The sequence below is a fragment of the Frigoribacterium sp. MCBA15_019 genome, from assembly GCF_001864945.1.
In the GTDB taxonomy this organism is placed as follows: Bacteria; Actinomycetota; Actinomycetes; order Actinomycetales; family Microbacteriaceae; genus Frigoribacterium.
Map to the genome: position 1 here is coordinate 97230 of NZ_MJGS01000018.1, position 23893 is coordinate 121122.

The window sequence follows — 23893 nt, forward strand, 5'->3', positions numbered from 1 at the left end:
CCATGAGAAGGACCCCCACGATCGTCGCGGCGTTCGCTGGAACCGTCGCGCTGGCGACCTCGCTCGCCCTGACGGGCTGCTCGGGCGCGACCGTCGACCCGGCGACCAGCGCGACCCCGACGGCCTCCGGCTCGGCGCTCGACGGCTCGATCACCGTCTACGCCGCTGCTTCGCTGAAGACCACGTTCACCGAGCTGGCCGACGAGTTCGAGAAGGCCCACCCCGGCACGACCGTCGAGCTGACCTTCGCGGGCTCGTCCGATCTCGTCACGCAGATCACCGAGGGCGCCCCCGCGGACGTCTTCGCCTCGGCCGACGAGAAGAACATGGCGAAGCTGACCGACGCCGGACTCGTCGACTCGTCGGCACCCGAGGACTTCGCCACGAACGTCCTCACGATCGCGGTGCCGCCGTCGAACCCGGCCGGGGTCAGCGACTTCGCCGACCTCGCGAAGCCCGACGTGAAGACCGTGATCTGCGCCGCCCAGGTGCCGTGCGGGGCGGCGACGGCGACGGTCGAGAAGGCCACCGGGGTGACGATCTCGCCGGTCAGCGAGGAGTCCTCGGTCACCGACGTGCTCGGCAAGGTCACCTCGGGCGAGGCCGATGCCGGGCTGGTCTACGTGACCGACGTCGAGGCGGCCGGCGACAGCGTGAAGGGCATCGACTTCCCCGAGGCCGACCAGGCCGTCAACACGTACCCGATCGCCCCCGTGGCCGACACGGCGAACCCGGCGGTGGCCGAGGCGTTCGTCGACTTCGTCACCGGCGAGGTCGGGCAGGGCGTGCTGCAGGGCGCCGGCTTCGGCACGCCGTGACGTCGGCCCCGTGACACGCCGTCCCCTGTCGCCCCGGGCCGGAGCGACCCGATCCGAGTCCACCCGACGCGTCCTCCGTCGACGTCGCCGAGCGTACGCGAGCGTCCCGGCGTGGGTCGCGGTCGTCGCGGCGCTCGGCGCCGCCTTCGTGCTGCTGCCCCTCGTCGCCATGGTGTCGAGGGTCGACTGGGCCGGGTTCGTGCCGCTGGTCACGTCCGAGTCGTCGGTCGCCGCGTTCTGGCTCAGCTTGCGCACCTCGGTCGCGGCGACCCTGATCTGCGTCGTGCTGGGCGTCCCGATGGCCGTCGTGCTGGCCCGCACCGAGTTCCGCGGCCAGAAGGTGCTGCGGTCGCTCGTGCTGCTGCCGCTGGTGCTCCCGCCCGTCGTCGGGGGCATCGCGTTGCTCTACACCTTCGGGCGCCGCGGGCTGCTCGGTCAGACCTTCGACGCGCTCGGCGTGACCATCGCGTTCTCGACCACGGCGGTCGTGCTGGCCCAGACCTTCGTCGCCCTGCCCTTCCTGGTGCTGAGCCTCGAGGGTGCCCTCCGCACGGTGGGCACGCGCTACGAGGCCGTCGCGTCCACCCTCGGGGCCCGGCCCACGACCGTGCTGCGGCGGGTCACCCTGCCGCTCGTGCTGCCCGCCCTCGTCTCGGGAGCCGTGCTGTCGTTCGCGCGGGCCATCGGCGAGTTCGGTGCGACGCTGACCTTCGCCGGGTCGCTGCAGGGCGTCACGCGGACCCTGCCGCTCGAGATCTACCTGCAACGTGAGACCGACCCCGACGCCGCCGTGGCGCTGTCGCTCGTGCTCGTCCTCGTGGCGGTCGTCGTCGTCGCCCTCGCGCACCAGGCCGGCCGGCCGTCCGGTGTCGCCACGAGGAGGCGCGGGTCGTGACGCTCGAGTTCGCGGCGGTCGTCGAGGACCGCGGCTTCGACGTCGAGATGACCGTCGGCGAGGGTGAGACGGTGGCCGTCCTCGGCCCGAACGGTGCGGGCAAGTCGACGCTGCTGGCGTTGATCGCGGGCCTGCTGCGACCCGACCACGGCACGGCCCGGCTGGGTGGCCGCGTGCTCTTCGACGTCGACGGTCGAGGACGCGGGCCCGCGCTGCGGCCGCACGAACGTGGCATCTCGATGCTCGCGCAGGACGCCCTGCTCTTCCCGCACCTCAGCGCCCTCGACAACGTCGCGTTCGGCCCGCGCAGCGCCGGCTTGCCGCGCCACGAGTCCACCCGTCGCGCGGCCGACTGGCTCGCCCGGGTCGACGCCACGGCGCTCGCCGATCGTCGACCGGCGCAGCTCTCGGGCGGCCAGGCGCAGCGCATCGCCGTCGCGCGGGCCCTGGCGGCGGGTCCCGACCTTCTGCTGCTCGACGAGCCGATGGCCGCCCTGGACGTGTCGGTCGCGCCCGCCCTGCGACGGACCCTTCGCGACGTCCTCGCCGACCGCACGGCGGTCGTCGTCACACACGACGTCCTCGACGCCTTCACCCTGGCCGACCGGGTCGTCGTGATCGAGGGCGGTCGGGTCGTCGACGTCGGCCCCACGCGTGCGGTCCTCGAACGCCCGACCACACCGTTCGCCGCCGGGCTGGCGGGTCTCGACCTGCTGACCGGCACGGCTCACGGGGGAGGCGTCCGGCTCGAGGACGGCACCCTGCTGGCCGCCCGCTCCGCCGACGCGCTCGCGACGGGGGCGGCGGCGGCGGTGGCCGTCCGGCCGAGCGCCGTGCGCGTGACGACGGGGGCCGCTCCGGGTCCGACACCACCCGCGAACGTCCTCGATCTCGTCGTCACCGACCTCGAACCCCGTGGCGACGTCGTCCGGGTCCGCGCCGGCGGCGTCTCGGCCGACGTCCTGCCGGCCGTGGTCGCCACCCTCGACCTCGTGCCGGGCAGCCTCGTCCGGTTCTCGTTCGACGCCGAGGACGCCGTCGCCTACCTGGTCTGAGTGGTCCTGGGGCTCGACGACGGGTCGGACCGTCGGTGTCCGACGACCCGACGCACCCGGTCGACGTCGCGCTCGATGCCGTCGAGCAACCGGTCGGTGAACCCGGGCCCGGCCCGCCGGAGCGTCACGAGCAGGATGACGAGCACCGCCGAGGCGAGTGACGCGCGCTGCAGCGCCATGCCCGGCTCGAGCTGGCGGACGAGCAGCGCGAGCGGGATCGCCAACCACTCGACCCGCCCGGTCAGCGCGACGAACGGCACCAGCAGCAGCGCGTACCAGGGGTAGCGCGGGCTGACGGTGACGAGCGTCACGCCGATCATCACGAGCTGCCCGAGCCACGGGTCGTGCGCCGGGGTCTTCACCCACACCAGCACGGCCGTGACGCCGACGATCAGCACGGCGACCGGCGTCGTCCAGGCGTCGGGCAGGAAGGCCGACAGGAACACGAACCGGGAGCCGTCCTCGTAGCCCTCTTCGGTCAGGTACCCCGGCAGGTACCCGAGCACACCCCACCCGGTCATCGCGACGTAGGGCACGTAGAGGACGGCGAAGGTGACGACGGAGGCGCTGATCACCTTCCAGGGCTGCCCGCGCAGCAGGGCGGGTGCCGCGATCACCGGGATGAGCTTGGTCGCGATCGCGGCTCCGAGCGCGATGCCGCCGCGGAAGCGCCGACCGGTCGCGACGAGCAGCGACGCGGCGACCACGAGCACGGCGCCGAGCAGGTCGACGTGCGAGTTGGTGATGCCCTCGCCGACCACGAGCGGGCACCAGCCCCACAGTGCCGCCCAGCGCGGATCGAGACCCCGACGACGCAGCGTCGCCAGCAGGGCGAGGGTCGTCCCCAGCACGAGCACGAAGCCCATGGCCTGCAGCGGGAAGAACCCGGCGTCGGGGCCGACCACGGCCGACACCGCCCAGAAGTACAGCTCGGCCATCGGCGGGTAGATCGTCGGCACGTCGGGCCGGTTGATCAGCGTGCAGACGACGTCGCCGGTCTGGCTGTCGTAGGCGCGGTGCACCTGGCGGTCGGGTTCGCCGCAGCGTTCGCCGATCGTGCCGTCGTCGCGGGTGAACGGCGTCGACTCGGGGAAGATCCACGCCGGCCGCAGGTCGCGCAGCTCGCCCGCGTCGGGCGTGTACTCGTACGGCGAGACGCCGGCGGTCTGTACGATCCCGTCCCAGGCGTAGCGCGCCGGGTCGGTGCTCGTGTTGGGCACGCCGGTCAGGCCCGCACCACCGACCAGGGCCGTGCCCGCGATCACGAGTGCCGTGACGTGTCGCACGGGCACCCGCCGCAGCAGCACGAAGGCCACGGCGAACAGCGCCCAGCACACGGCGGTCCAGACGACGAAGTCGGTGCGCAGCTCTTTCATGAGGAACCCGACGTTCACGACGCCCCAGGCGATCGCCCCGGCCAATCCGAGGACGGCAACGGCCGCGAACACAGTACGCACGCCCCCAGTCTGGCCGAATCGGCCCTGGGAGTCCGTCCGAGTCGTGCGCATCGGAGATGATGAGCCACATGAGACGACCGACACCATGAGGCGCCTGCTGTACGAGGCGCGCCGCGCGGCCTCGTCACCGAACCGCAACGCCCGGTCGGCGACCGTCTTCGGCCGCCTCCTCGGTGCCGCGTTCGTCATCTGTCTGCTGACCGGCCTCTACAGCCACTTCCTGCAGGAGCCCCTCGACGGGATGCGATTCCCGACGAGCCCCGTCTGGCTCTACCAGGTCAGCCAGGGCGTGCACATCACCGCCGGCATCGCCTGCATCCCGCTGCTGCTGGCGAAGCTGCACTCGGTGTTCCCGCAGCTCTTCCAGCACCCGCCGATCAAGCACCCGGTCGACGTGCTCGAGCGCGCCTCCATCGCCCTGTTCGTCGCGGCGACGATCCTGCAGCTCGTCACCGGCCTGCTCAACACGTACCAGTACTACCCGTGGCCGTTCCCGTTCAAGCAGGTGCACTTCGCCCTGTCGTTCGTCATCATCGGCTCGCTCGCGATCCACATCGCGGTGAAGCTGCCGCTGATCACCCGCTACTGGCGGGCGCGCGACAGCTACGACGACGACGGACGCTTCGTCGAGCCGTCGGCCGAGCTGGACGAGGCCCGCGCCGCGTTCGTGGCCGAGAGCGAGGCGTCCGCCGAGCTCGCCCGCTTCCGTGCCGTGCCCGACGCCGACGCGACGCGACGCGACCGTGATCCGCACGCCGCGCCTCCTGCTCACGCCCGGGGGCTGACCGGCCGGTTGACGCGCTGGATCGACACCGCGCACCAGGTCGACCGCGAACCGGGGCGGGCACGCGTGTCGCGCCGCGGCTTCTTCACCGCCGCCGGCGTCGCCACCGGGGGAGTCGTCGCGCTCACGGCCGGGCAGTCCTTCGCCCCGTTCTCGCCGCTCAACGCCTTCGCGCCGCGGCAGCGCGGCCTGGGCCCGAACGACCTGCCGATCAACCGCACGGCCGCCGCGGCCCAGGTGCTCGAGACGGCCATGGACCCCGACTGGCGGCTCGACGTCGTGGTCGGCGGCGTCGCGACCTCGTTCACGCTCGACACGCTGCGCGGGTTCGACGGGGCGGACGAACGCCTGCCGATCGCCTGTGTCGAGGGCTGGAGCCAGACCGGCGCCTGGCGCGGGGTCCGCCTCGTCGACCTGCTGGCCGCCGCCGGAGCCCCGACCGACCACCGCCTGCGGCTCACCAGCCTCGAGAAGAAGGGGGGCTACCGCGTGACCGAGATGGGCCCCGAGTACGCCTCCGACCCGCGCACCCTCGTCGCCCTCGAGCTGAACGGCGAGCCGCTCAGCATCGACCACGGCTACCCGGCACGCATGATCGCCCCGGGACGTCCCGGCGTGCTGCAGACCAAGTGGCTCAGCTCGATCGAGGTGCTCTCGTGACCGCGCGCGTCCCCTCGGCCGCATCGAGCGCAGGAGGCGCGGGCACGTCGCGCACCGTCCGCGTCGTGCGCGGGGTGCTGATCGCCCTCGGCGTCGCCCTGATCGGCCTCGGCGGCTGGGTGCTCACCGACACCGTCAACCCGAACCGGTACGGCGGCCTGCTGCTCTGGCTCGTCGGCTCGGTCGTCGTCCACGACGCCGTCCTTGCCCCCGTGGTGGCCGCCGTGTCGCTGGTCGTGCGGCGGACCGGGCGTCGCGTCCGACCCGCGGTCCTCTGGATCGTGCAGGGCGCGGTCGTCGTCGGGGCGATCTTCTCGCTGATCGTGGTGCCCGAGATCGTCGCGAAGGCGAAGGGGCCGAAGAACGACACCGTGCTGCCGTTCGACTACGGTCTGCGCTTGACCGTGCTCTGGCTCGTGATCGCGGCCCTGACCGCCGGACTGGTGGCGCTCTACCTGGCGCGCAGGCGGCAGAAGGTGCGTCCGTCGACCGACCAGGTCTGAGCGACCCGCAGGCCGGACCGCTTCGCGTGGCGGTGCAGGGCCTCGCGGCCGACCTCGGCCCAGGGGAAGGTCGCGCTGGCGTGACCCTGGTCGTCGACCACGTGGGCCTCGTAGCTGTCGTCGAGCGTCGCCTCGGGGGCGGTCTCGACGACGATCGAACCGGTGGTGGTGAGGATCTCGGCGCAGCGGGTCAGCAGTGCCGTCGGGTCGCCGCCGATGCCGACGTTGCCGTCGAGCAGCAGGGCGAGGTTCCACTGGCCCTCGCGGGGCAGCGGGTCGAAGACCGAACCACCGGCCACGGGCAGGCCGGCCTCCCGGGCCATCGCGACGGCCGTGGGCGAGACGTCCAGGCCGAGCACGGTCAGGCCGCGCTCGACGGCGGCACGCACCATGCGGGCGGGCCCGCAGCCGATGTCGAGCACCGGGCCGGTCTCGTCGTCGAGGGTCGTGAGGTCGGCGGCGTCGGCGTCGGCGCTCCAGCGCGCGACGTCGAACGCTTCGTCGGCGTCCCCGGCGGCCGGGGGCGACGCCGGGCGTCCGGCACCGCCGGTCGCGCGGACGAGTTGCAGGAGTCCCTCGTGACGCAGGGCGCGCGCGTACGGCTCCGCGCCTCCTGATCCGAAGGTGGCGGGTCGGTCGGGGGCGATGGTCACGAGGTGACCCCTTCTGTGGCGGGATCGGTCGTGCGGGCGACGCCGTTCGTGGTGGTGGGGGCAGTGGCCTCGGCGTGCCGCAGGGCGGCGGCGAACCTGCTGTCGGGTGCGGTGGAGGCGACGAGTCGGGCGTCGTCGATGGTGTCGACGTCGACGAGTTCGGGCAGCATGCGCACGATCAGTCCGGCGTCGGCGAGTCGGCGGAGCTGGTGGGCACCCGTGTCGTCCCGCGACATCGGCACGCCGCGCAGCAGGTCGCCGGTCGGCCGGGCGAGGCCCAGGGCCCAGAAGCCGCCGTCGTTCGCCGGGCCGAACCAGGCGTCGACGTCGTCGGTCCACGCCTCGAAGACGGGGGCGAGGGCCTCGACCGTCACCTGGGGGGTGTCCATGCCGATCAGCACGGTCTTCCCGTCGACCTCGTCGAAGAGGGCGCCGAGGCGTGCGTCGAGGTCGCCACCGATCTGAGGGATCACATCGAAGTCTTCGGAGCCGACGGGCATGCGGTTGCCGTCGAACAGCAACACGCGCCGAGTGGCCGGCAGTCGGCGGGCCACGTCGAGGGTGTCCTGGATGGCGGCGGCGGCCACGTCGGCGGCCTGCTCGAGGCTGAGCGGGGGGTGCAGGCGCGTCTTGACCTTGCCCGGGATCGTCTCTTTCGCGATCACCACGAGGGTCGTCATCGGCCGACCTCCCGCAGCAGTCGGGACATGTCCTTGATCGCGACGGACGTGCCGCGGATGGTGCCGGTCACCTTGCTGCGGCCGACCCGGGGCGAGTACGGGGCGTCCTGCTCGACGATCCGCCAGCCGGCCTCGCTGGCGCGCAGCACCATCTCGAGCGGGTAGCCGCTGCGGCGGTCCTTCAGGTCGAGGTCGAGCAGTGCCCGGCGTCGGGCGACGCGCATCGGGCCGAGGTCGTGCAGGGCGACGCCGCTGGCCCTCCGCATCAGGTGCGAGAGGGCGAGGTTGGCGAGGCGGGCGTGCACCGGCCAGGCAGCCCGGGTGGTCGGGCGTCGACGGCCCAGGACGAGATCGGCCTCACCGGCCATCACGGGGGCGGCGAGGGCGACGAGGTCGGCGGGGTCCATCGAGGCGTCGGCGTCGCAGAACGCGACGTAGTCGGCCGTGGCGGCCTCGAGACCGGCGTGGGCGGCGCTGCCGAAGCCGCGCCGCGCCTCCTGCACCACCGTCGCGCCGTGCTCGGCGGCGACGCGGGCGGAGTCGTCGGTGGAGCCGTTGTCGACGACGATCGCGTGCCAGCCCTCGGGCAGGCGGCCGAGCACCCAGGGCAACGCGCCTTCTTCGTCGAGACAGGGAAGCACGACGTCGACTCGGGGGCTGCTCATCCTCTCGACTGTACGGACGCGATCCCATGAAGGTCATGGGAGCGGGCGGTGCGGGCCCCGAACGGGGGGAGTGGCCCTGCCCGCCTAGCGGACGACCGCGGCGCGCAGCGGGGCCGTGGCGAACTCGTGCATGCCCTGCTCGAAGGTCACGCTCGGCCGCCAGCCCAGCTCGCCCTGCAGCCGCGCCGACGAGGCCGTGACGTGCCGCACGTCTCCCGCGCGGTACTCGCCGGTGACGACGGGCATCGGTCCGCCGGCCTCGCGAGCCAGGGCCTCGGCCATCTCGCCGATCGTGTGCACCGTGCCGCTGCCGACGTTGAACGCGCGGAACGTGTCGGCCGGTCGATCGGCCGTCCACTCGAGTGCCGCGAGGTTGGCGGACGCGATGTCACGGACGTGGACGAAGTCGCGACGCTGGGCGCCGTCCTCGAACACGCGCGGTGCCTCGCCGCGCTGGAGTGCCGAGCGGAAGAGCGAGGCCACTCCGGCGTAGGGCGTGTTCTGCGGCATGCCCGGACCGTAGACGTTGTGGTACCGCAGGGCGGCGGCCCGACCGCCGGTGCTGCGCGCCCACGAGGTCGACAGGTGTTCTTGGGTGAGCTTCGTGATGGCGTAGACGTTGCGGGGGTCGAGCGGGGCCTCTTCGCTGATCAGCTGCGGCTCGAGCAGCTCGCCCGCCTCGTCACGCGGGTCGAAGACGCCCGCGTCGAGGTCGGCGATGCGGCGGGGTGCGGGTCGTTCGGTCGCGCCGGACGAGGTGCGGTAGCTGCCCTCGCCGTAGACGACCATCGACGAGGCGACGACGAGGCGGTCGACGCCGGCGCGGTCCATCGCCGCGAGCACGACGGCCGTGCCGAGCTCGTTCGACGAGACGTAGTCGGGGGCGTCCTGGAAGTCCACGCCGAGCCCGACCTTGGCCGCCTGGTGGCAGACCGCGTCGACGCCCACGAGTGCCCGGTCGACCGTCTCGGCGTCACGCACGTCACCGTGCACGAAGTCGACGCGCGGATCGAGCGTCGGCTCGCCGCCGTGTACGTCTGGCCGAAGCGAGTCGAGCACGCGCACCCGCCAGCCGCGGTCGAGCGCGAGGTCGACGATCGCCGACCCGATGAAGCCGGCCCCGCCGGTGACGAGCAGCAGGCCCGGACCGTCGGTGGACGCAGCGGACGCGGCGGACGCCGCGGACGAGGAGGCGCGGGTGGCGTTCACAGCGCGGCCTTCCGACCCGAGACGGGCCGCGAGAGCACCTCGGCCACCGCGTCTGGTGGCATCAGCTCGCGCGGGGAGTAGTCGTGGGGCATCGCGGCGACGATCGACTCGATGGCCGCGACGATGCGCGGCTGGGCGGCCGCCAGTCGTTCGAAGACGAGCGAGGCGCTCACGGCGTCGGCGTCGGGCGCGTCGCCCTCGGCCGGGGCCAGGCCGGCGTCGCTGTCGGTCACGTACGAGATGTTGACGGCTCCCATGCCGAGTTCGAGGGTGAGCGGGATCTCGGGGTACATCGTCATGTTGACCGTGTGCGCCCCCGCGGCCCGGAACCACAGCGACTCGGCCCGGGTCGAGAACCGCGGCCCCTGGATCACGACGCAGGTGCCGGTCGCGGCGAACGGCTCGCCCTGTGCCTCGAGGGCCTCGATCGCGGCGGCCCGCAGCACGGGGTCGAACGGGTCGGCGGCGATCAGGTGCTGCACGTGGCCCTCGACGTCGAAGAACGTGTCGCGTCGTCCCCAGGTGCGGTCGATGAACTGGTCGGTGACGACCATGGTGCCCGGGGCGACGTCGGGGCTGACCCCGCCGACCGCCGACGACGACACGACGGCCTTTGCACCGAGCGACGCGAGCGCCCACACGTTCGCCCGGTAGTCGATCAGGTGCGGCGCGACCGCGTGGCCCGCGCCGTGCCGGGTGAGGAACGCCACGCGCTTGCCACCCAGCTCGCCGATCGTCACCTCGCTCGAGGTCGGGCCGTAGGGCGTCTCGACGACGTGCCGGGTCGCCTCGCCCTCGGCGAAGAGCGAGTACAGCCCTGATCCGCCGATGACGGCGACGTCGACGCGCGGCGGCCCCGAGGAGGCGCGGGTGGGCTGGGGGACGTCGGTCTCGGTCGCGGGGTCGGTCACCCCCGATACGCTACTGACCATCGCCCGAGAGGAACCGCGTGCGCACCATCGAGATCCACCTCGCCGAGGTCACGGCAGTCGTCGAGGCCGCCGTGCGGGCCCGGCCGGTCGACGCGCTCGTAGTCAGCCCCGAGGCGCTCGCCGCCCGCTCCGACCGATACCGCGACCGCGTGCTCGCCGCCGACGTCGTCGCCCCGATCGACCTGCCGCCTTTCGCCAACTCGCAGATGGACGGCTACGCCGTCTCGACCGCCGGGCTCGACCCGGCCGGTCCCACGACCCTGCAGGTCGCGGCGCGCATCCCCGCCGGGCGGGCCGCCCCCGACCTCGGCGCCGGCACCGCCGCCCCGATCATGACCGGGGCCGCCGTCCCCGCCGGCGCCGACGCGATCGTGCCCATCGAGAAGGTCTCGCCCGACGCGTTCCCTCCCGTCGGGGTCGACGCCGTCGTCGAGGTCCCGGCGGGTGTCACCGCCGGGGCCTTCGTCCGCGCCGCGGGCAGCGACGTCGCCGCGGGCTCCGTGCTCTTCCCGGCCGGGACGCGACTGACACCCGCCCGGTGGGGCGTGCTCGCCGCCTCCGGGATCGACGCGGTCGAGGTACGGAGCCGCCCGCGCCTCCTGCTGGTCTCGACCGGCGAAGAACTCGCCGCGCCCGGTGCCCCGCTCGGGCCCGGCCAGATCCACGACGCGAACGGCGTCGCCCTGGCCGCGGCGCTCGCCGAGGTCGGCGTGATCGTCACGACCGCCCGGGTGACCGACGACGCGGCGGCCCTCGTCGCCGTCGTCGCCCGCCACGCCGCCGAGGTCGACCTCGTGCTGACGAGCGGCGGGGTCAGCGCGGGGGCCTACGAGGTCGTCCGTGACGCGTTCGAGGAGTCGGGCGTCACCTTCGGCTCGGTCGCGATGCAGCCCGGCGGTCCGCAGGGCTGGGGCACCGTCCGCGTGCACGACCGCGAGCTGCCCGTCGTCTGCTTCCCCGGCAACCCCGTCAGCTCGCTCGTGTCGTTCGAGGCCTTCCTGCGCCCCGCCCTGCACGGCGTCACGGGCGTCGGACTGCCCCGACGGCGGTGGACCGTGCCCATGGCGCACCCCGTGGACTCTCCGGTCGGCAAGCACCAGCTGCGGCGCGGCCGGGTCGACGTCGACGGCCGCGCCCACGTCGTCGGCGGGCCCAGCTCGCATCTGCTCGCGGCCCACGCCGAGGCCACCGTGCTCGTCTCGATCCCCGTCGGGGTCGACCGCGTCGACGAGGGCGACCGGGTCGAGGTCTGGGCGCTCGACGATCCCGCCCCCCACGAGAAGGCCGACCGATGACCGAGACCCCGCCGGCCGACGTGTCGCAGACCGACGTGTCGCAGACCGACGTGCCGCAGACCGACACCGCGCTGTCCGACACCGCGCTGTCCGACACCCCGCTCTCGCACGTCCGCGACGACGGCACCGCGCACATGGTCGACGTAACCGGCAAAGCCGAGACGAAGCGCATCGCGACCGCCCAGGCCGTGCTGACCACCCGGCCCGACGTGATCGCGCGACTGGTCGACGGCTCGCTGCCGAAGGGCGAGGCCCTCGGCACCGCCCGCATCGCCGGCATCCTGGCCGCCAAGCAGACGCCGACCCTCATCCCGCTCTGTCACCCCCTGCCGCTCGGCGCGATCACCGTCGACTTCGAGACCACCGAGGCGCAGGTCACCGTGATCGCACGCGTCTCGACCCGGGGCGTCACCGGGGTCGAGATGGAGGCCCTGACCGCCGCGTCGGTCGCGGCCCTGACGCTGTTCGACATGATCAAGGCGGTCGACGCGCTCGCCGTCATCGGCGAGATCAAGGTGCTCGACAAGCAGGGCGGCAAGTCGGGGGACTGGTCGCGATGAGCAACACCTTGGACGAGCCGGGCGACGTGCCTACGGCAGACGTAGCCACGGCCGACGGGACCGTTCGGCGTCGGGCGGTCGTCGTCGTCGCCTCCACCCGCGCGGCCGCCGGCACGGCCGACGACACGACCGGCCCCGTCATCCGCGACTGGTTCGTGGCGCGCGGCTGGCTGGTCGAGGGCCCCGTCGTCGTGGCCGACGGCGAACCGGTCGGGGCGGTGCTCGAGGCCGCCCTCGAGTGGGGCGTCGACGCCGTCGTCACCACCGGTGGCACGGGCGTCTCGCCGACCGACGCGACCCCCGAGATGACCCTGCCCCTGCTTGACCGCGAGCTGCCCGGCATCGCCGAAGCGCTCAGGAGGCGCGGCGCGGTCTCGACGCCGCTGGCCGTCCTCTCCCGTGGGCTCGCGGGCGTGGCCGGCGGCACCTTCGTCGTCAACCTGCCCGGTTCGCGCGGCGGGGTGCGCGACGGGCTCGCCGTGCTCGACGACGTCCTCGACCACGTGGTCGACCAGCTGCACGGGGTCGACCACGCCCAGAACCGCCATCCCAGTCCCGAGGGGGCCGCATGACCGCCGACGATCCGACCCTCCTGCCCGGCGGGGAGCCCGCCCGGGAGGCCGGTGCGGCCACGGGCTCCGGCGCGCCGATCGCACCCGCCGCAGCATCCGCCTCCGAGCGCGTGCTGCTCGCCCGCGTCGTCGACGTGACCGTGTCGGTGGCCGAGTGCTCCGCGCTCGTGACGAGCCGCGCCTCCGGGGCGGTCGTGACCTTCGAGGGGGTCGTCCGCGACCACGACGAGGGGCGCGGCGTCGAGGCCCTGCACTACGAGGCGCACCCGACCGCGACCGAGGTCATCCGCGAGGTCGCGCTGGCCGTGGCCGAGGCGCACCCCGAGGTCGCGATCGCGGTCGAGCACCGGTACGGCGACCTCGTCGTGGGCGACGTCGCCCTGGCCTGCGCCGTGGCGTCGGCCCACCGCGCCGAGGCGTTCGCGGCCTGCGCCGCCCTCGTCGACGAGGTCAAGGCCCGCACCCCGATCTGGAAGCGTCAGGAGTTCACCGACGGCTCGGACGAGTGGGTGGCGTCGCTGGGCTGACACCGGCGGCGCACCAACGAGTCGGCCGCCCGGCCCGGGCCGTCTACGCTTCTGTGGTGGCTCATCTACTCGGCGCAGAAAACCTCCGTCTCGAATTCCCGACCAAGGTCGTCCTCGACGGGGTGACCCTCGGCATCGACGAGGGCTCCCGCATCGGTGTCGTCGGCCGCAACGGCGACGGAAAGTCGACGCTCATGTCGGTGCTCGCCGGCCGGCTCGAACCGGACGACGGCCGCGTGACGACCCGCCGCGGCCTGACGATCGGCATGCTCGACCAGCGGGACGTGCTGCCCGAGGGCGCCACGGTCGGCAGCCTGATCGTCGGCGACCGCGACGAGCACGAATGGGCCGGCGACGCGCGCATCCGCGACGTCATCTCGGGGCTCGCCACCGACATCCCGTGGGAGGCGCGGGTCGAGGACCTCTCCGGCGGCCAGCGTCGCCGCGTGGCCCTCGCCACCCTGCTGGTCGGCGACTGGGACGTACTGTTCCTCGACGAGCCCACCAACCACCTCGACGTCGAGGGCGTCGCCTGGCTGGCGCAGCACCTCTCGCGCCGCTGGTCCCCGAACTCGGGTGCGCTCGTCGTCGTGACCCACGACCGGTGGTTCCTCGACGAGGTCTCGACCGACACGTGGGAGGTCCACGACGGCATCGTCGAACCCTTCGAGGGCGGCTACGCGGCCTACGTGCTGCAGCGTGTCGAGCGCGACCGCATGGCGTCGGCCTCCGAGTCCAAGCGCCAGAACCTGATGCGCAAAGAGCTCGCCTGGCTGCGTCGCGGCGCCCCGGCGCGGTCGACCAAGCCCAAGTTCCGCATCGACGCGGCCAACGAGCTGATCGCCGACGAGCCGCCCGTCCGCGACGCGGTCCAGCTGTCGCAGATGGCGACCGCGCGACTCGGCAAGGACGTCGTCGACCTGGTCGAGGTCGGTGTCTCGTTCGGCGACAAGCGCGTCCTGCAGGACGTCGAGTGGCGCATCGCTCCCGGCGAGCGCACCGGCGTGCTCGGCGTGAACGGCGCCGGCAAGTCGACGCTGCTCAAGGTCGTCACCGGGGCCATCACGCCCACCGAGGGGCGCGTCAAGCAGGGCAAGACGGTCAAGTTCGCGATCCTCGACCAGCAGCTCGCCGACCTGCACGAGGTCGCGCACGAGCGGGTCAACGACGTCATCGGGCGACAGCGCACCTCGTACGTCACCGGCGGCAAAGAGATGACGCCCGGGCAGCTGCTCGAGCGCCTCGGCTTCACCAGCGCCCAACTGCAGACGCCGATCAAGGACCTGTCCGGTGGCCAGAAGCGCCGCCTGCAGTTCCTGCTCATCCTGCTGAACGAGCCGAACGTGCTGATCCTCGACGAGCCCACCAACGACCTCGACACCGACATGCTCGCCGCGATGGAGGACCTGCTCGACGGCTGGCCCGGCACCCTGCTCGTCGTCTCGCACGACCGGTACCTGCTCGAGCGCGTCACCGACCAGCAGTACGCCGTGCTCGAGGGTCGCTTCCGGCACCTTCCCGGCGGCGTCGACCAGTACCTCCAGCTGCGTCGCGAGGCGACCCAGAACCAAGGAGGCGCGACCGACCGCCCGACGGCCGTCCAGGGGGCCTCGGCGTCGGTCGCGGCCTCGGCCGCCGCGTCGGGCCTGTCCGGCGCCGAGAAGCGCAACGCCGAGAAAGAGTTGGGCTCGATCGACCGCAAGCTGGCCAAGGCGTCGGGCGAGCGCGAGGCCCTGCTCGCGCAGTTCGCGTCGTTCGACCAGTCCGACTTCGACGGCCTGGCCGCGTTGCAGGCCAAGCTGACGGCGCTCGACCACAAGACGGGCGAGCTCGAGGTGCGCTGGCTCGAACTGAGCGAGCTGCTGGCGTAGGGCTTAGGGCGCGGGGCAGAAGCCGTTCAGCCGCCGAGCGTCAGGCTCAGCGTGCGCAACAGCTCGGTCAGCCGTCGACGGTCGTCGTCGCTGAGATCGCTGAGCAGGGCGTCCTCGGCCGTGACGAGTCGTTCGATAGCGGCGTCGACGGCGCGGCGCCCCTCGGTCGTCATCGTGACCAGGATGCCCCGGCCGTCGTTCGGGTCGGTGCGGCGTTCGACCAGGCCCCGCGCCACCAGCCGGTCGATGCGGTTGGTCATCGCGCCGCTCGAGACGAGGGTCTGCTGCAGCAGCGTCTTGGGGCTCAGCTGGTAGGGATCGCCGGCACGGCGCAGGGCCGAGAGCACGTCGAACTCCCACGACTCGAGGTCGCTGGCGTGGAAGGCCTCGCGTCGCGCCCGGTCGAGGTGCTTCGACAGACGACCCACGCGCGAGAGCACGTGGAGCGGCGCGAAGTCAAGGTCGGGTCGCTCGTGGCGCCACGCCTCGACGATCCGGTCGACCTCGTCCTGCTCGGGCATCCGCCCATCATGCCCGAGGCCGTCCTCGGACGCGGGAGGCGCGGGTGCGGCCCGGCGGGCACGTCACCCCTCGCGGTCACCTCGGTCGAGTCGCGGTCTGGCAGAATGGTCCGGCGCGCACGCGCGGTCCGCCATGGTGTAACGGCAGCACGACAGCCTTTGGAGCTGTTAGGTCTAGGTTCGAATCCTGGTGGCGGAGCCCCGAGCGTCGCAGGTCGCGGTCGGCTCGTCGGTCCCGTCCCGCTCCCGATCGTGGGCGCCCCGGCGTCCACCTGACGACGAGGACTCCCGTCATGTCGAAGACCAGCTCCGTGCCGCCCCTCCTCCGTGCCGCCCTGCTCGGCGTCCTCAGCGGGTCGCGCTCGGCGACGCCTCTCGCCGTCCTCGCCCTCAACCACGACGTCCAGGAGGCGCGGGGCCGGTGGCAGCGCTGGCGCCTGTTCCGCTCGCCCATCGGTCGCGGTGCCCTGGTGGCCGCCGGCGTCGGTGAACTGGTCGGTGACAAGCTCCCGGCCACGCCGAGTCGGGTCGGTGCCGGGCCGCTGTTCGGACGGGCGGTCTCCGGCGCCGTCGCGGGCATCGCGATGGCCGGCACCGGCCGCCCAGGCACCCCTGTGGCGGCAGCCCTCGCCGGGGCGTCCGGAGCCCTCGTCGGCAGCTGGCTCTTCTACCGGGCCCGGAAGGCCGTCGTCGAGAAGACCGGCGTGCCCGACGTCGTCGTCGCCCTCGTCGAGGACGCCGTCGCGATCTCGGGCTCGGTCGCCGTCGTCCGGTCGCGCTGACTCCTCCCCACCCCGTCGCGTCGACGGCCGCGTCCCCACGCCGGGCGGGTGACCCGCGGCCGCGTCGCCTCCCGTGGGAGGATCGGCGGTGATCACGCGCCACCCCTCACCAAGGAGCACCATGCCCGAACGCCAGCTCGCCGTCGTCGTCCTCGCCGCAGGGCAGGGCACGCGCATGAAGTCCTCGACCCCGAAGGTCCTGCACCGCCTGGCGGGGTTGCCGTTGATCCAGCACGTGCTCGAGAGTGCCGGCGCCCTCCAGCCCGACCACCTCGTCGCCGTGGTGCGGCACGAGCGCGACCTCGTCGTCGCGAGCGTGCTCGACACCGCCCCGCACGCCCTCGTGGTCGATCAAGACGACGTGCCCGGCACCGGTCGTGCCGTCGAACAAGCGGTGGAGGCGCTGCCCGCCGAGTTCACCGGCGACGTCGTGGTCGTCAGCGCCGACGTGCCCTTCCTCGACCACGCGACGCTCACGGCCCTGCTCGACCAGCACCGTGCCGCGTCCGCCTCGGCGACGCTGCTGAGCGCCGTGCTGCCCGACGCCACCGGCTACGGGCGGGTCGTCCGTCGCGACTCGGGCGACGTCGACCGCATCGTCGAGCACAAGGACGCCACCGTCGACGAGCGTGCCGTGCGCGAGATCAACTCGGGCACCTACGTCTTCACGGTCGACGCCCTGCGCACCCACCTGCCCCGCATCGGGTCGGCCAACGCGCAGAACGAGAAGTACGTCACCGACATGGTCGGCCTGCTCACCGGTGCCGGCGAGGTCGTCGCCGCCCGGGCGATCGACGAGACGTGGCGCCTCGAGGGCATCAACGACCGCGTGCAGCTCGCCGCCGCGGCCCGTCGCCTGAACGACCGCATCGTCGAGCACTGGCAGCGCGAGGGCGTCTCGATCGTCGACCCGCAGACCACCTGGATCGACCGCGACGTCTCCCTCAGCCCCGACGTCGAGCTGCTGCCCGGCACCCAGCTCCGCGGCGCGACGTACATCGCCCCGGGCGCGGTCGTCGGCCCCGACACGACCCTCGTCGACACCGAGGTGGGCGAGGGGGCGACGGTCAAGCGCACCGACGCGACCCTCGCGGTCATCGGTGCCCGCGCCTCCGTGGGTCCGTTCGCGTACCTGCGGCCCAACACCCTGCTGTCGGCCGACGGCAAGATCGGCACGTTCGTCGAGACCAAGAACGTGCAGATCGGCGCCGGGTCGAAGGTGCCGCACCTCAGCTACGTGGGCGACACCGAGGTGGGCGAGGGCTCGAACATCGGCGCCGGCACCATCACGGCCAACTACGACGGGGTGAACAAGCACCGCACCGAGGTCGGGTCGCACGTCCGCACCGGGTCGCACAACGTCTTCGTCGCCCCCGTTAGGATTGGCGACGGAGCGTACACAGGCGCCGGAACGATCGTCCGCAAAGACGTGCCGGCCGGTGCCCTGGCCTTGAGCATCGCTCCACAGCGCAATGCGAGCGGATGGGTCGAGGCGAACCGCCCCGGCTCGGCGGCTGCCGAGGCCGCCGCTCGTGCCGAACGAACGACCGACTGAACCCGGTCGGGTTGGCCCCTCGGGGCCGGAGAGCGAGTGACGTGTCCGGAATCAAGATCACCGGCGAGAACCGACTCGTTCTGATCTCGGGGCGTGCGCACCCCGAACTGGCCAACCAGATCGCCGCCGAGCTCGGCAGCGAGCTGATCCCGACCGACGCCCGCACCTTCGCCAACGGCGAGCTCTACGCCCGCTTCGACGAGAGCGTCCGCGGCTCGGACGCCTTCGTCATCCAGTCGCACTCGGCCCCGATCAACGAGTGGCTGATGGAACAGCTGATCATGGTCGACGCGCTGAAGCGGGCCTCGGCCAAGCGCATCACCGTCGTGGCACCGTTCTACCCGTACGCCCGGCAAGACAAGAAGGGCCGTGGTCGCGAGCCGATCTCGGCCCGGCTCGTCGCCGACCTCTTCAAGGCGGCCGGCGCGCACCGCATCATGAGCGTCGACCTGCACGCCCCGCAGATCCAGGGCTTCTTCGACGGCCCGGTCGACCACCTCTTCGCCATGCCCGTGCTGCTCGAGCACTTCCGCGCCAAGCTCGACAACACCACCCTGACCGTGGTCTCGCCCGACATGGGGCGCGTCCGCGTCGCCGACATCTGGAGCGAGAAGCTCGACGCCCCCCTCGCCATCATCCACAAGCGTCGTGACCCGCTGGTGCCGAACCAGGTCACCGTCCACGAGATCGTGGGCGACGTCTCGGGTCGTGTGTGCCTGCTTGTCGACGACCTGATCGACACCGGTCGCACCATCGTCAAGGCCGCCGAGGCGCTCAAGGCCGCCGGCGCGATCGGCGTCGTGGTCGCCGCGACCCACGCGGTCTTCAGCGACCCCGCCCCCGAGATCCTCAACAGCGAGTTCATCGATTCGGTCGTCGTCACCGACACCCTGCCGCTCACCGAGCACCAGAAGTTCGACAAGCTCGAGATCCTCCCCATCGCCCCGCTGATCGCGCGGGCCATCCACGAGGTCTTCGACAACGGCTCGGTCACCTCGATGTTCGACGGCGCCGCCTAGCCCCACCCCGCTGACGCTGGGCCGGTCGCCCCGCCGTCCGGCGCCGCCGCCCAGCCCTACCCCGCTGACGCTCGGCCGGCCGCCTCGCCGTCCGCCGCTCAGCCCCACCCCGCTGACGCTCGCCGGTCGCCTCGCCGCCGCCGCTCAGCCCCATCCCGCCCGTCGCTGTTCCGGCCGCCCCGCCGTCCGGTGCTGCCGCCTAGCCCCATCCTGCCCGCACTGTTCCGGCCGCCCCGATGTCCGGCGGCGCCGATTGACCGCGCCCGCTTCCGGCCGCTCCGCCCTGCCCGGTCTCCCACCCCAGTCACCCCCGCTCAGCCCGGCCCGGCCCGCTCGTCTGCGGTCGGCAACTCCGGAGTTCGGCTGCGCCGCGCCTCCTGCAGGCCGTTCCGGTGGTCGTTCGCCTGCGTTGTCGACGTGGGCGGGGTGGTGTGGGGGCTGCGTGGCGCGCCCGGTCTGTCCTATCGCAGTGGCGGCCCGGCTCGGCTCGGCTTGCGATGCCGCTTCGTCGTGATCGGCAACTCCGGAGTTCGGCTGCGCCGCGCCTCCTGCGGGTCGTTCCGGTGGTCGTTCGCCTGAGTTGCCGACCCGGGGGTGGGGTGGCGTGGAGCCGCGCGGTGCGCGAGCCGGGCCGGCCCATCGCAGTGGTGGCTCGGGTCGGCTCGGCTTGCGATGCCGCTTCGTCGTGGTCGGCAACTCCGGAGCTCGGCTGCGCCGCGCCTCCTGGGGGCCGTTCCGGTGGTCGTTCTCCTGAGTTGCCGACGCGGGCGGAGTGGTGTGGGGTCCTGCTGCGCGCGACGCGGAACGTCCCGTCGCCATGGCGGCCCGGCTCGGCTTGTGCTGCCGCTTCGTCGTGGTCGGCAACTCCGGAGTTCGGCTGCGCTGCGCCTCCTGCGGGCCGTTCCGGTGGTCGTTCTCCTGAGTTGTCGACGTGGGCGGGGTGGCGTGGGGGAGCCCCGAGGCCCGCTGCGGCGGGACGACGAGCGGGCGTGCCCGTCGACGCCGGCCGCCGCAGCGGCACCGCATCGACGGGCACGCCCGTCAGAACGCAGGAGGCGCGGTGAGCGCCCCCGGGGCATCCGTCAGTGGGTCGACGGCTCCGTCTCGATCTCGGACCGGTCGCCAGACCAGAGGGTGTGGAACGTGCCCTCTTCGTCGACGCGCTGGTAGGTGTGTGCCCCGAAGAAGTCGCGCTGCCCCTGGATGAGCGAGGCGGGCAGGCGTTCCGACGCGAGCGAGTCGTAGTACGACAGGGCCGACGCGAACCCGGGCACGGGGATGCCCGAGAGGGCGGCCTTGGCGACGATGCGGCGCCAGGCGTCCTCGCCGTCGCGGACGGCCGCGGCAAAATAGTCGTCCTCGAGCAGGGTCGCGATCGACGCGTCCTTCTCGTAGGCATCGACGATGCGGTTGAGGAACTGTGCGCGGATGATGCAGCCACCGCGCCAGATCTTGGCGATGGCGCCCTTGTCGATGTCCCAGTCGTACTCGTCGGCACCGGCGATGATCGCGTCGAAGCCCTGGGCATAGGCGACGATCTTCGAGGCGTAGAGCGCCTTCTGCACGTCGTCCTCGAAGCCGTCGCCGGCTTCCTGGATCGTGGGCCGTCCCTGCAGGGTCTTCTGCACGGCCGAGCGCTGGGCGGGTTTCGACGACACGGCCCGGGCGAAGACGGCCTCGGCGATTCCGCCGACCGGCACGCCCAACCCGACGCTGTTCTGCACGGTCCAGACGCCCGTGCCCTTCGAGCCGGCCTGGTCGACGATGGAGTCGACGAGCGGGCCGTCCGTCTTGGCGTCGGTCTGGCGGAGCACCTCGGCGGTGATCTCGATCAGGTACGACTCGAGTTCGCCCTTGTTCCACTCCTCGAAGACCGAGGCGATGGCGGCGGGCTCGTGGCCGCCGACCCGGCGCAGCAGGTCGTACGACTCGGCGATGAGCTGCATGTCGGCGTACTCGATGCCGTTGTGGATCATCTTGACGAAGTGGCCCGCGCCGTCGGCTCCGACGTGCGTGACGCAGGGTTCGCCCTCGGCCACGGCCGCGATCGACGCCAGGATCGGGCCGAGCGTCTCGTAGGCCTCCTTCGAGCCGCCGGGCATGATCGACGGACCCTTCAGGGCGCCTTCCTCGCCACCCGAGATGCCGGCGCCCACGAAGTTGAGTCCGCGCTCCTTGAGGGTGGCCTCCCGTCGGCGGGTGTCCTGGAAATTCGCGTTGCCGCCGTCGACGATGATGTCGCCCTCGTCGAACACGTCGGCGAGCTGGTCGATGACGGCGTCGGTGCCGCGACCGGCCTGCACCATGATGATCGCGGTGCGCGGCTTCTGCAGTGAGGCCGCGAAGTCCTCGATCGACTTCGAGGGGATGAACCCCGCGTCGCCGTGCTCGTCCATCAGGGTGTCGGTGCGCTCGGGGGAGCGGTTGTAGACGGCGACCGTGTTGCCCTCGCGGCTGGCGAGGTTGCGCGCCAGGTTCGAGCCCATGACGGCCAGGCCGACGACTCCGATGTTCGCCTGGGCGGTGGACTGCGATGCTGCTCCGTGTTCGGTCACGGTGCCTCCTTCTCGGTCGGTGGTGCCCGCAGACTATGCCTCGACGCCGAGCGTCCGACAGGCACCGTCCGTACCCCTCGGCGGCGGCTCACCTAGGGTTGACGCAACCGTTTCCCCGATCGAAGGCCGTCCGTGACCGACCACCCCCACCCCGCTCCCTTCCCGCCCGTCGTCGTGATGGGGGTCTCCGGATCGGGCAAGTCGACGGTGGGCGAGTTGCTGGCCGAGACCCTCGGCATCCCGTTCGTCGACGCCGACGACCTGCACCCCGAGGCCAACCGCCGCAAGATGGCCGAGGGGCACCCGCTCGACGACGACGACCGGTGGCCGTGGCTCCACATCGTCGCCGACCGCATCGCCGCGGCGGGCGACGACTCGGTGGTCGTGGCCTGCTCGTCGTTGAAGAAGGCGTACCGCGACGTCCTGCGCGAAGGCGACCCGCGCCTCCTGTTCGTCCACCTGACCGGCGTGCGCGACCTCGTCGCCCGTCGCCAGCGCGAGCGCAAGGGGCACTTCATGCCGCCCGGGCTGATGGAGTCGCAGTTCGCGACCCTCGAGCCGTTGGCCGACGACGAGGCCGGTTTCGAGGTCGACGTGCGTCCCGGCCCCGACGACGTCGTGGCGGCCGTCGTGGCCCACCTCGAGGCCGTGCGACGCGGCGAGCTTGAGCACTGACCGTGCGCCCTGGCGGGCGGACGAGGGCGCCCTCGCGGGCGGACGAACCGAGGAGGCGCGGGTTGGCGACACGCCCGGCCGACGTGTAGCCTAGGTAGCTGAACCTCGGCGAGGGGTGCTCCGGCACCCGTGATCGACGCGGTAGGCAGGCGCTCGGTGCTCAGGCACCACTCGTGCAGCGGTGATCGTCCCTCGGGCGGCGCCCCTCGGGTTGCGGGTCCTTCCTCACGCGATGCGCGTTCGAGTTGACACCGACCACACACCCCCGGGCCGTTCGCGGCCCCTGCAAGGAGACGACATGTCCGACCAGAACACCCTCAGCGCCCTCGTGCGCACCAGCTTCGGCAAGGGCGCGGCTCGCAAGATCCGTGCGAACGACCAGATCCCCGCGGTCATCTACGGCCACGGCACCGACCCTCAGCACGTCACGCTGCCCGGTCACGAGACCATGCTGATCACGCGTCGCGCCAACGCCGTCATCACGCTCGACATCGAGGGCACGAACCAGCTCGCCCTCGTCAAGGACATCCAGCGCGACCCGGTCAAGCAGACCATCGAGCACATCGACCTCATCGTCGTCCGCCAGGGCGAGAAGGTCACCGTCCAGGTCCCCGTGCACGTCGAGGGCGAGTCGGCTCCCGGCACGATCCACGTCGTCGAGCTCAACGTCGTCGAGCTCGAGGTCGAGGCCACCCACATCCCGCAGAACGTGGTCGTCTCGATCGAGGGCCTCGAAGAAGGCGCCCAGGTCTCGGCTGCCGACCTCGTGCTGCCCAAGGGCGCGACCCTGGTCAGCGAGCCCGAGACCCTCGTGCTCGCCGTCTCGGTGCCCCAGCTCGACCTGACGACCGACGCGGTCTCCGACGAGGACGGCGAGGCCGCCGAGGCCGAGGGCGACGTCGACTCCATCGAGGACGAAGAGCGCTCCGAGTAACACGGCACACCCCGAACACCCTGCCGGCGCAGACCCACTGAGAGAACGACGACCACGACGATGGCACTCGACGACCAGTGGCTCGTGGTCGGGCTCGGCAACCCCGGGCCCGGCTACGCCGGCAACAGGCACAACGTCGGGCAGATGGTGCTGGCCGAACTGGCCGACCGTCTGTCCGCCGGCTTCAAGAACCATCGCACGAACGCGACGGTCGCCGAGGGGCGCACCGCCCCCGGCGGCCCTCGCTTCGTGCTGGCCAAGCCCGCGACCTACATGAACGTCTCGGGCGGGCCTACGCAGGCCCTCCTGCGGTACTACGACCTCGACGTGTCGCGGCTGATCGTCGTCCACGACGAACTCGACATCGACTTCGACGTCGTCCGGCTGAAGCACGGTGGTGGCCACGGCGGCCACAACGGCATCCGCGACATTATCGCCGCCACCGGCTCGAACGAGTTCACCCGGGTGCGGGTCGGCATCGGCCGTCCCCCCGGCCGGCAACCCGCCGCCGACTTCGTCCTCAAGGACTTCTCGTCCACCGAGCGCAAAGAGCTGCCGTTCCTGATCGGTGACGCGGCCGACGCCGTCGAGATGATCGCGACCGACGGGCTCACGGCAGCCCAGCTGAAGTTCCACACCGCGAAGAGCTGACCGGCTCGCCGGATGCCGCCCGCCTCGGGCCCTGTCCCGGTGTCGCCGTCAGCGAACCCCGGCCG

At 72.6% G+C, this 23893-nt stretch carries 24 protein-coding genes, 1 tRNA gene and 1 pseudogene; 18 read left to right on the forward strand and 8 right to left on the reverse strand.

All coding sequences use genetic code 11. The annotated features are described in order from the left end of the window. Positions 1–2 precede the first annotated feature (2 nt). Genes modA through BIV04_RS14035 form a run of 3 tightly spaced genes read left to right on the forward strand, consistent with a single transcriptional unit; the run spans position 3 to position 2768 of the window. Entirely contained in the window at positions 3–818 is an 816-nt protein-coding gene (gene modA, locus BIV04_RS14025) for a molybdate ABC transporter substrate-binding protein (protein WP_071257000.1), read from the forward strand. Between the two features lie 10 nt (positions 819–828). Continuing rightward, positions 829–1713, forward strand: a complete 885-nt coding sequence (locus tag BIV04_RS14030; protein ID WP_255364300.1) for an ABC transporter permease — start codon at positions 829–831, stop codon at positions 1711–1713. Further along, on the forward strand, positions 1710–2768 hold the full coding sequence (locus BIV04_RS14035) for a sulfate/molybdate ABC transporter ATP-binding protein (RefSeq protein WP_071257001.1): 1059 nt from the start codon (positions 1710–1712) through the stop codon (positions 2766–2768). Before BIV04_RS14030 ends, BIV04_RS14035 begins: the two co-directional genes overlap by 4 nt. Here the strand turns inward: BIV04_RS14035 and BIV04_RS14040 are convergent. Continuing rightward, positions 2756–4225, reverse strand: coding sequence for a glycosyltransferase 87 family protein (locus BIV04_RS14040; RefSeq protein ID WP_177174827.1), 1470 nt, complete (start codon positions 4223–4225; stop codon positions 2756–2758). The genes BIV04_RS14035 and BIV04_RS14040 overlap by 13 nt on opposite strands. Positions 4226–4310: 85 nt before the next feature. Between BIV04_RS14040 and BIV04_RS14045 the strand changes: the two genes are divergently transcribed. Then, on the forward strand, positions 4311–5669 hold the full coding sequence (locus BIV04_RS14045) for a molybdopterin-dependent oxidoreductase (protein WP_071257003.1): 1359 nt from the start codon (positions 4311–4313) through the stop codon (positions 5667–5669). Further along, the gene (locus BIV04_RS14050; RefSeq protein WP_071257004.1) at positions 5666–6172 is read left to right on the forward strand and encodes a hypothetical protein; all 507 of its coding nucleotides are present in this window, start codon (positions 5666–5668) and stop codon (positions 6170–6172) included. The genes BIV04_RS14045 and BIV04_RS14050 overlap by 4 nt, the downstream gene beginning before the upstream one ends. Here the strand turns inward: BIV04_RS14050 and BIV04_RS14055 are convergent. From BIV04_RS14055 to BIV04_RS14075, 5 genes are all read right to left on the reverse strand, one after another. Beyond that, the gene (locus BIV04_RS14055) at positions 6121–6825 is read right to left on the reverse strand and encodes a bifunctional 2-polyprenyl-6-hydroxyphenol methylase/3-demethylubiquinol 3-O-methyltransferase UbiG (protein ID WP_255364301.1); all 705 of its coding nucleotides are present in this window, start codon (positions 6823–6825) and stop codon (positions 6121–6123) included. The genes BIV04_RS14050 and BIV04_RS14055 overlap by 52 nt on opposite strands. Beyond that, positions 6822–7505, reverse strand: a complete 684-nt coding sequence (locus BIV04_RS14060) for a DUF2064 domain-containing protein (RefSeq protein WP_071257005.1) — start codon at positions 7503–7505, stop codon at positions 6822–6824. Before BIV04_RS14060 ends, BIV04_RS14055 begins: the two co-directional genes overlap by 4 nt. Next, positions 7502–8170 carry a glycosyltransferase family 2 protein gene (locus BIV04_RS14065; RefSeq protein ID WP_071257006.1) on the reverse strand — a complete coding sequence of 223 codons (669 nt, stop codon included), beginning with the start codon at positions 8168–8170 and terminating at the stop codon, positions 7502–7504. The genes BIV04_RS14060 and BIV04_RS14065 overlap by 4 nt, the downstream gene beginning before the upstream one ends. An 84-nt stretch (positions 8171–8254) precedes the next feature. Further along, positions 8255–9310, reverse strand: coding sequence for an NAD(P)-dependent oxidoreductase (locus BIV04_RS14070; protein WP_071257042.1), 1056 nt, complete (start codon positions 9308–9310; stop codon positions 8255–8257). Positions 9311–9375: 65 nt separating this feature from the next. After that, the gene (locus BIV04_RS14075) at positions 9376–10290 is read right to left on the reverse strand and encodes an MTAP family purine nucleoside phosphorylase (protein ID WP_255364302.1); all 915 of its coding nucleotides are present in this window, start codon (positions 10288–10290) and stop codon (positions 9376–9378) included. A 38-nt stretch (positions 10291–10328) separates the two neighbouring features. On the opposite strand from BIV04_RS14075, the gene glp reads away from it, so the two are divergent. The 6 genes and pseudogenes from glp (at position 10329) to BIV04_RS14100 (ending at position 15136) form a co-directional block, all read left to right on the forward strand. Beyond that, the gene (glp, locus tag BIV04_RS14080) at positions 10329–11606 is read left to right on the forward strand and encodes a gephyrin-like molybdotransferase Glp (protein WP_083396483.1); all 1278 of its coding nucleotides are present in this window, start codon (positions 10329–10331) and stop codon (positions 11604–11606) included. Then, positions 11603–12166, forward strand: a complete 564-nt coding sequence (moaC, locus tag BIV04_RS14085; RefSeq protein WP_083396484.1) for a cyclic pyranopterin monophosphate synthase MoaC — start codon at positions 11603–11605, stop codon at positions 12164–12166. The genes glp and moaC overlap by 4 nt, the downstream gene beginning before the upstream one ends. After that, positions 12163–12738, forward strand: a complete 576-nt coding sequence (locus BIV04_RS14090; protein WP_083396485.1) for a molybdenum cofactor biosynthesis protein B — start codon at positions 12163–12165, stop codon at positions 12736–12738. Before moaC ends, BIV04_RS14090 begins: the two co-directional genes overlap by 4 nt. After that, positions 12735–13265 (forward strand): molybdenum cofactor biosynthesis protein MoaE, encoded by a 531-nt coding sequence (locus tag BIV04_RS14095; RefSeq protein WP_083396486.1) that lies wholly within the window; start codon positions 12735–12737, stop codon positions 13263–13265. The genes BIV04_RS14090 and BIV04_RS14095 overlap by 4 nt, the downstream gene beginning before the upstream one ends. 122 nt (positions 13266–13387) lie before the next feature. Next, positions 13388–13790: pseudogene (locus BIV04_RS17545) on the forward strand (ATP-binding cassette domain-containing protein); the annotation flags it as partial. Positions 13791–13801: 11 nt separating this feature from the next. Continuing rightward, entirely contained in the window at positions 13802–15136 is a 1335-nt protein-coding gene (locus BIV04_RS14100) for an ABC-F family ATP-binding cassette domain-containing protein (protein WP_369825329.1), read from the forward strand. Between the two features lie 26 nt (positions 15137–15162). On the opposite strand, the gene BIV04_RS14105 is transcribed toward BIV04_RS14100, so the two are convergent. Next, positions 15163–15657 carry a MarR family winged helix-turn-helix transcriptional regulator gene (locus BIV04_RS14105; protein ID WP_055974208.1) on the reverse strand — a complete coding sequence of 165 codons (495 nt, stop codon included), beginning with the start codon at positions 15655–15657 and terminating at the stop codon, positions 15163–15165. 127 nt (positions 15658–15784) lie between these two features. Here BIV04_RS14105 and BIV04_RS14110 point away from each other — a divergent pair. From BIV04_RS14110 to BIV04_RS14125, 4 genes are all read left to right on the forward strand, one after another. Then, a tRNA-Gln gene (locus tag BIV04_RS14110) sits at positions 15785–15856 on the forward strand. Positions 15857–15950: 94 nt separating this feature from the next. Next, positions 15951–16439, forward strand: a complete 489-nt coding sequence (locus BIV04_RS14115) for a DUF4126 family protein (RefSeq protein WP_071257009.1) — start codon at positions 15951–15953, stop codon at positions 16437–16439. Between the two features lie 121 nt (positions 16440–16560). Further along, positions 16561–17994, forward strand: coding sequence for a bifunctional UDP-N-acetylglucosamine diphosphorylase/glucosamine-1-phosphate N-acetyltransferase GlmU (glmU, locus tag BIV04_RS14120; protein ID WP_071257010.1), 1434 nt, complete (start codon positions 16561–16563; stop codon positions 17992–17994). A gap of 41 nt (positions 17995–18035) precedes the next feature. Continuing rightward, a complete protein-coding gene (locus BIV04_RS14125) occupies positions 18036–19013 on the forward strand; it encodes a ribose-phosphate diphosphokinase (RefSeq protein WP_055974200.1) in 978 nt (325 codons plus the stop codon). 1082 nt (positions 19014–20095) lie between these two features. On the opposite strand, the gene gndA is transcribed toward BIV04_RS14125, so the two are convergent. Further along, a complete protein-coding gene (gene gndA, locus BIV04_RS14130) occupies positions 20096–21499 on the reverse strand; it encodes an NADP-dependent phosphogluconate dehydrogenase (protein WP_071257047.1) in 1404 nt (467 codons plus the stop codon). A gap of 201 nt (positions 21500–21700) precedes the next feature. Here gndA and BIV04_RS14135 point away from each other — a divergent pair, with 201 nt between their 5' ends. The 3 genes from BIV04_RS14135 (at position 21701) to pth (ending at position 23828) form a co-directional block, all read left to right on the forward strand. Next, positions 21701–22243 (forward strand): gluconokinase, encoded by a 543-nt coding sequence (locus tag BIV04_RS14135; protein WP_255364304.1) that lies wholly within the window; start codon positions 21701–21703, stop codon positions 22241–22243. 298 nt (positions 22244–22541) lie between these two features. Then, positions 22542–23177, forward strand: a complete 636-nt coding sequence (locus BIV04_RS14140) for a 50S ribosomal protein L25/general stress protein Ctc (RefSeq protein ID WP_071257011.1) — start codon at positions 22542–22544, stop codon at positions 23175–23177. Between the two features lie 60 nt (positions 23178–23237). After that, positions 23238–23828 carry an aminoacyl-tRNA hydrolase gene (gene pth / locus BIV04_RS14145; protein ID WP_043597796.1) on the forward strand — a complete coding sequence of 197 codons (591 nt, stop codon included), beginning with the start codon at positions 23238–23240 and terminating at the stop codon, positions 23826–23828. The last annotated feature ends 65 nt before the right edge of the window (positions 23829–23893 follow it).

Excerpts from the sequence above, each read along its gene's own strand:
- modA (WP_071257000.1), top strand. The coding sequence starts at position 3 with ATGAGAAGGACCCCCACGATCGTCGCGGCGTTCGCTGGAACCGTCGCG.
- BIV04_RS14045 (WP_071257003.1), top strand. The coding sequence starts at position 4,311 with ATGAGGCGCCTGCTGTACGAGGCGCGCCGCGCGGCCTCGTCACCGAAC.
- BIV04_RS14060 (WP_071257005.1), bottom strand. The coding sequence starts at position 7,505 with ATGACGACCCTCGTGGTGATCGCGAAAGAGACGATCCCGGGCAAGGTC.
- BIV04_RS14065 (WP_071257006.1), bottom strand. The coding sequence starts at position 8,170 with ATGAGCAGCCCCCGAGTCGACGTCGTGCTTCCCTGTCTCGACGAAGAA.
- moaC (WP_083396484.1), top strand. The coding sequence starts at position 11,603 with ATGACCGAGACCCCGCCGGCCGACGTGTCGCAGACCGACGTGTCGCAG.
- BIV04_RS14090 (WP_083396485.1), top strand. The coding sequence starts at position 12,163 with ATGAGCAACACCTTGGACGAGCCGGGCGACGTGCCTACGGCAGACGTA.
- BIV04_RS14095 (WP_083396486.1), top strand. The coding sequence starts at position 12,735 with ATGACCGCCGACGATCCGACCCTCCTGCCCGGCGGGGAGCCCGCCCGG.
- BIV04_RS14105 (WP_055974208.1), bottom strand. The coding sequence starts at position 15,657 with ATGCCCGAGCAGGACGAGGTCGACCGGATCGTCGAGGCGTGGCGCCAC.
- BIV04_RS14115 (WP_071257009.1), top strand. The coding sequence starts at position 15,951 with ATGTCGAAGACCAGCTCCGTGCCGCCCCTCCTCCGTGCCGCCCTGCTC.
- glmU (WP_071257010.1), top strand. The coding sequence starts at position 16,561 with ATGCCCGAACGCCAGCTCGCCGTCGTCGTCCTCGCCGCAGGGCAGGGC.
- gndA (WP_071257047.1), bottom strand. The coding sequence starts at position 21,499 with ATGGGCTCGAACCTGGCGCGCAACCTCGCCAGCCGCGAGGGCAACACG.
- BIV04_RS14140 (WP_071257011.1), top strand. The coding sequence starts at position 22,542 with ATGTCCGACCAGAACACCCTCAGCGCCCTCGTGCGCACCAGCTTCGGC.
- pth (WP_043597796.1), top strand. The coding sequence starts at position 23,238 with ATGGCACTCGACGACCAGTGGCTCGTGGTCGGGCTCGGCAACCCCGGG.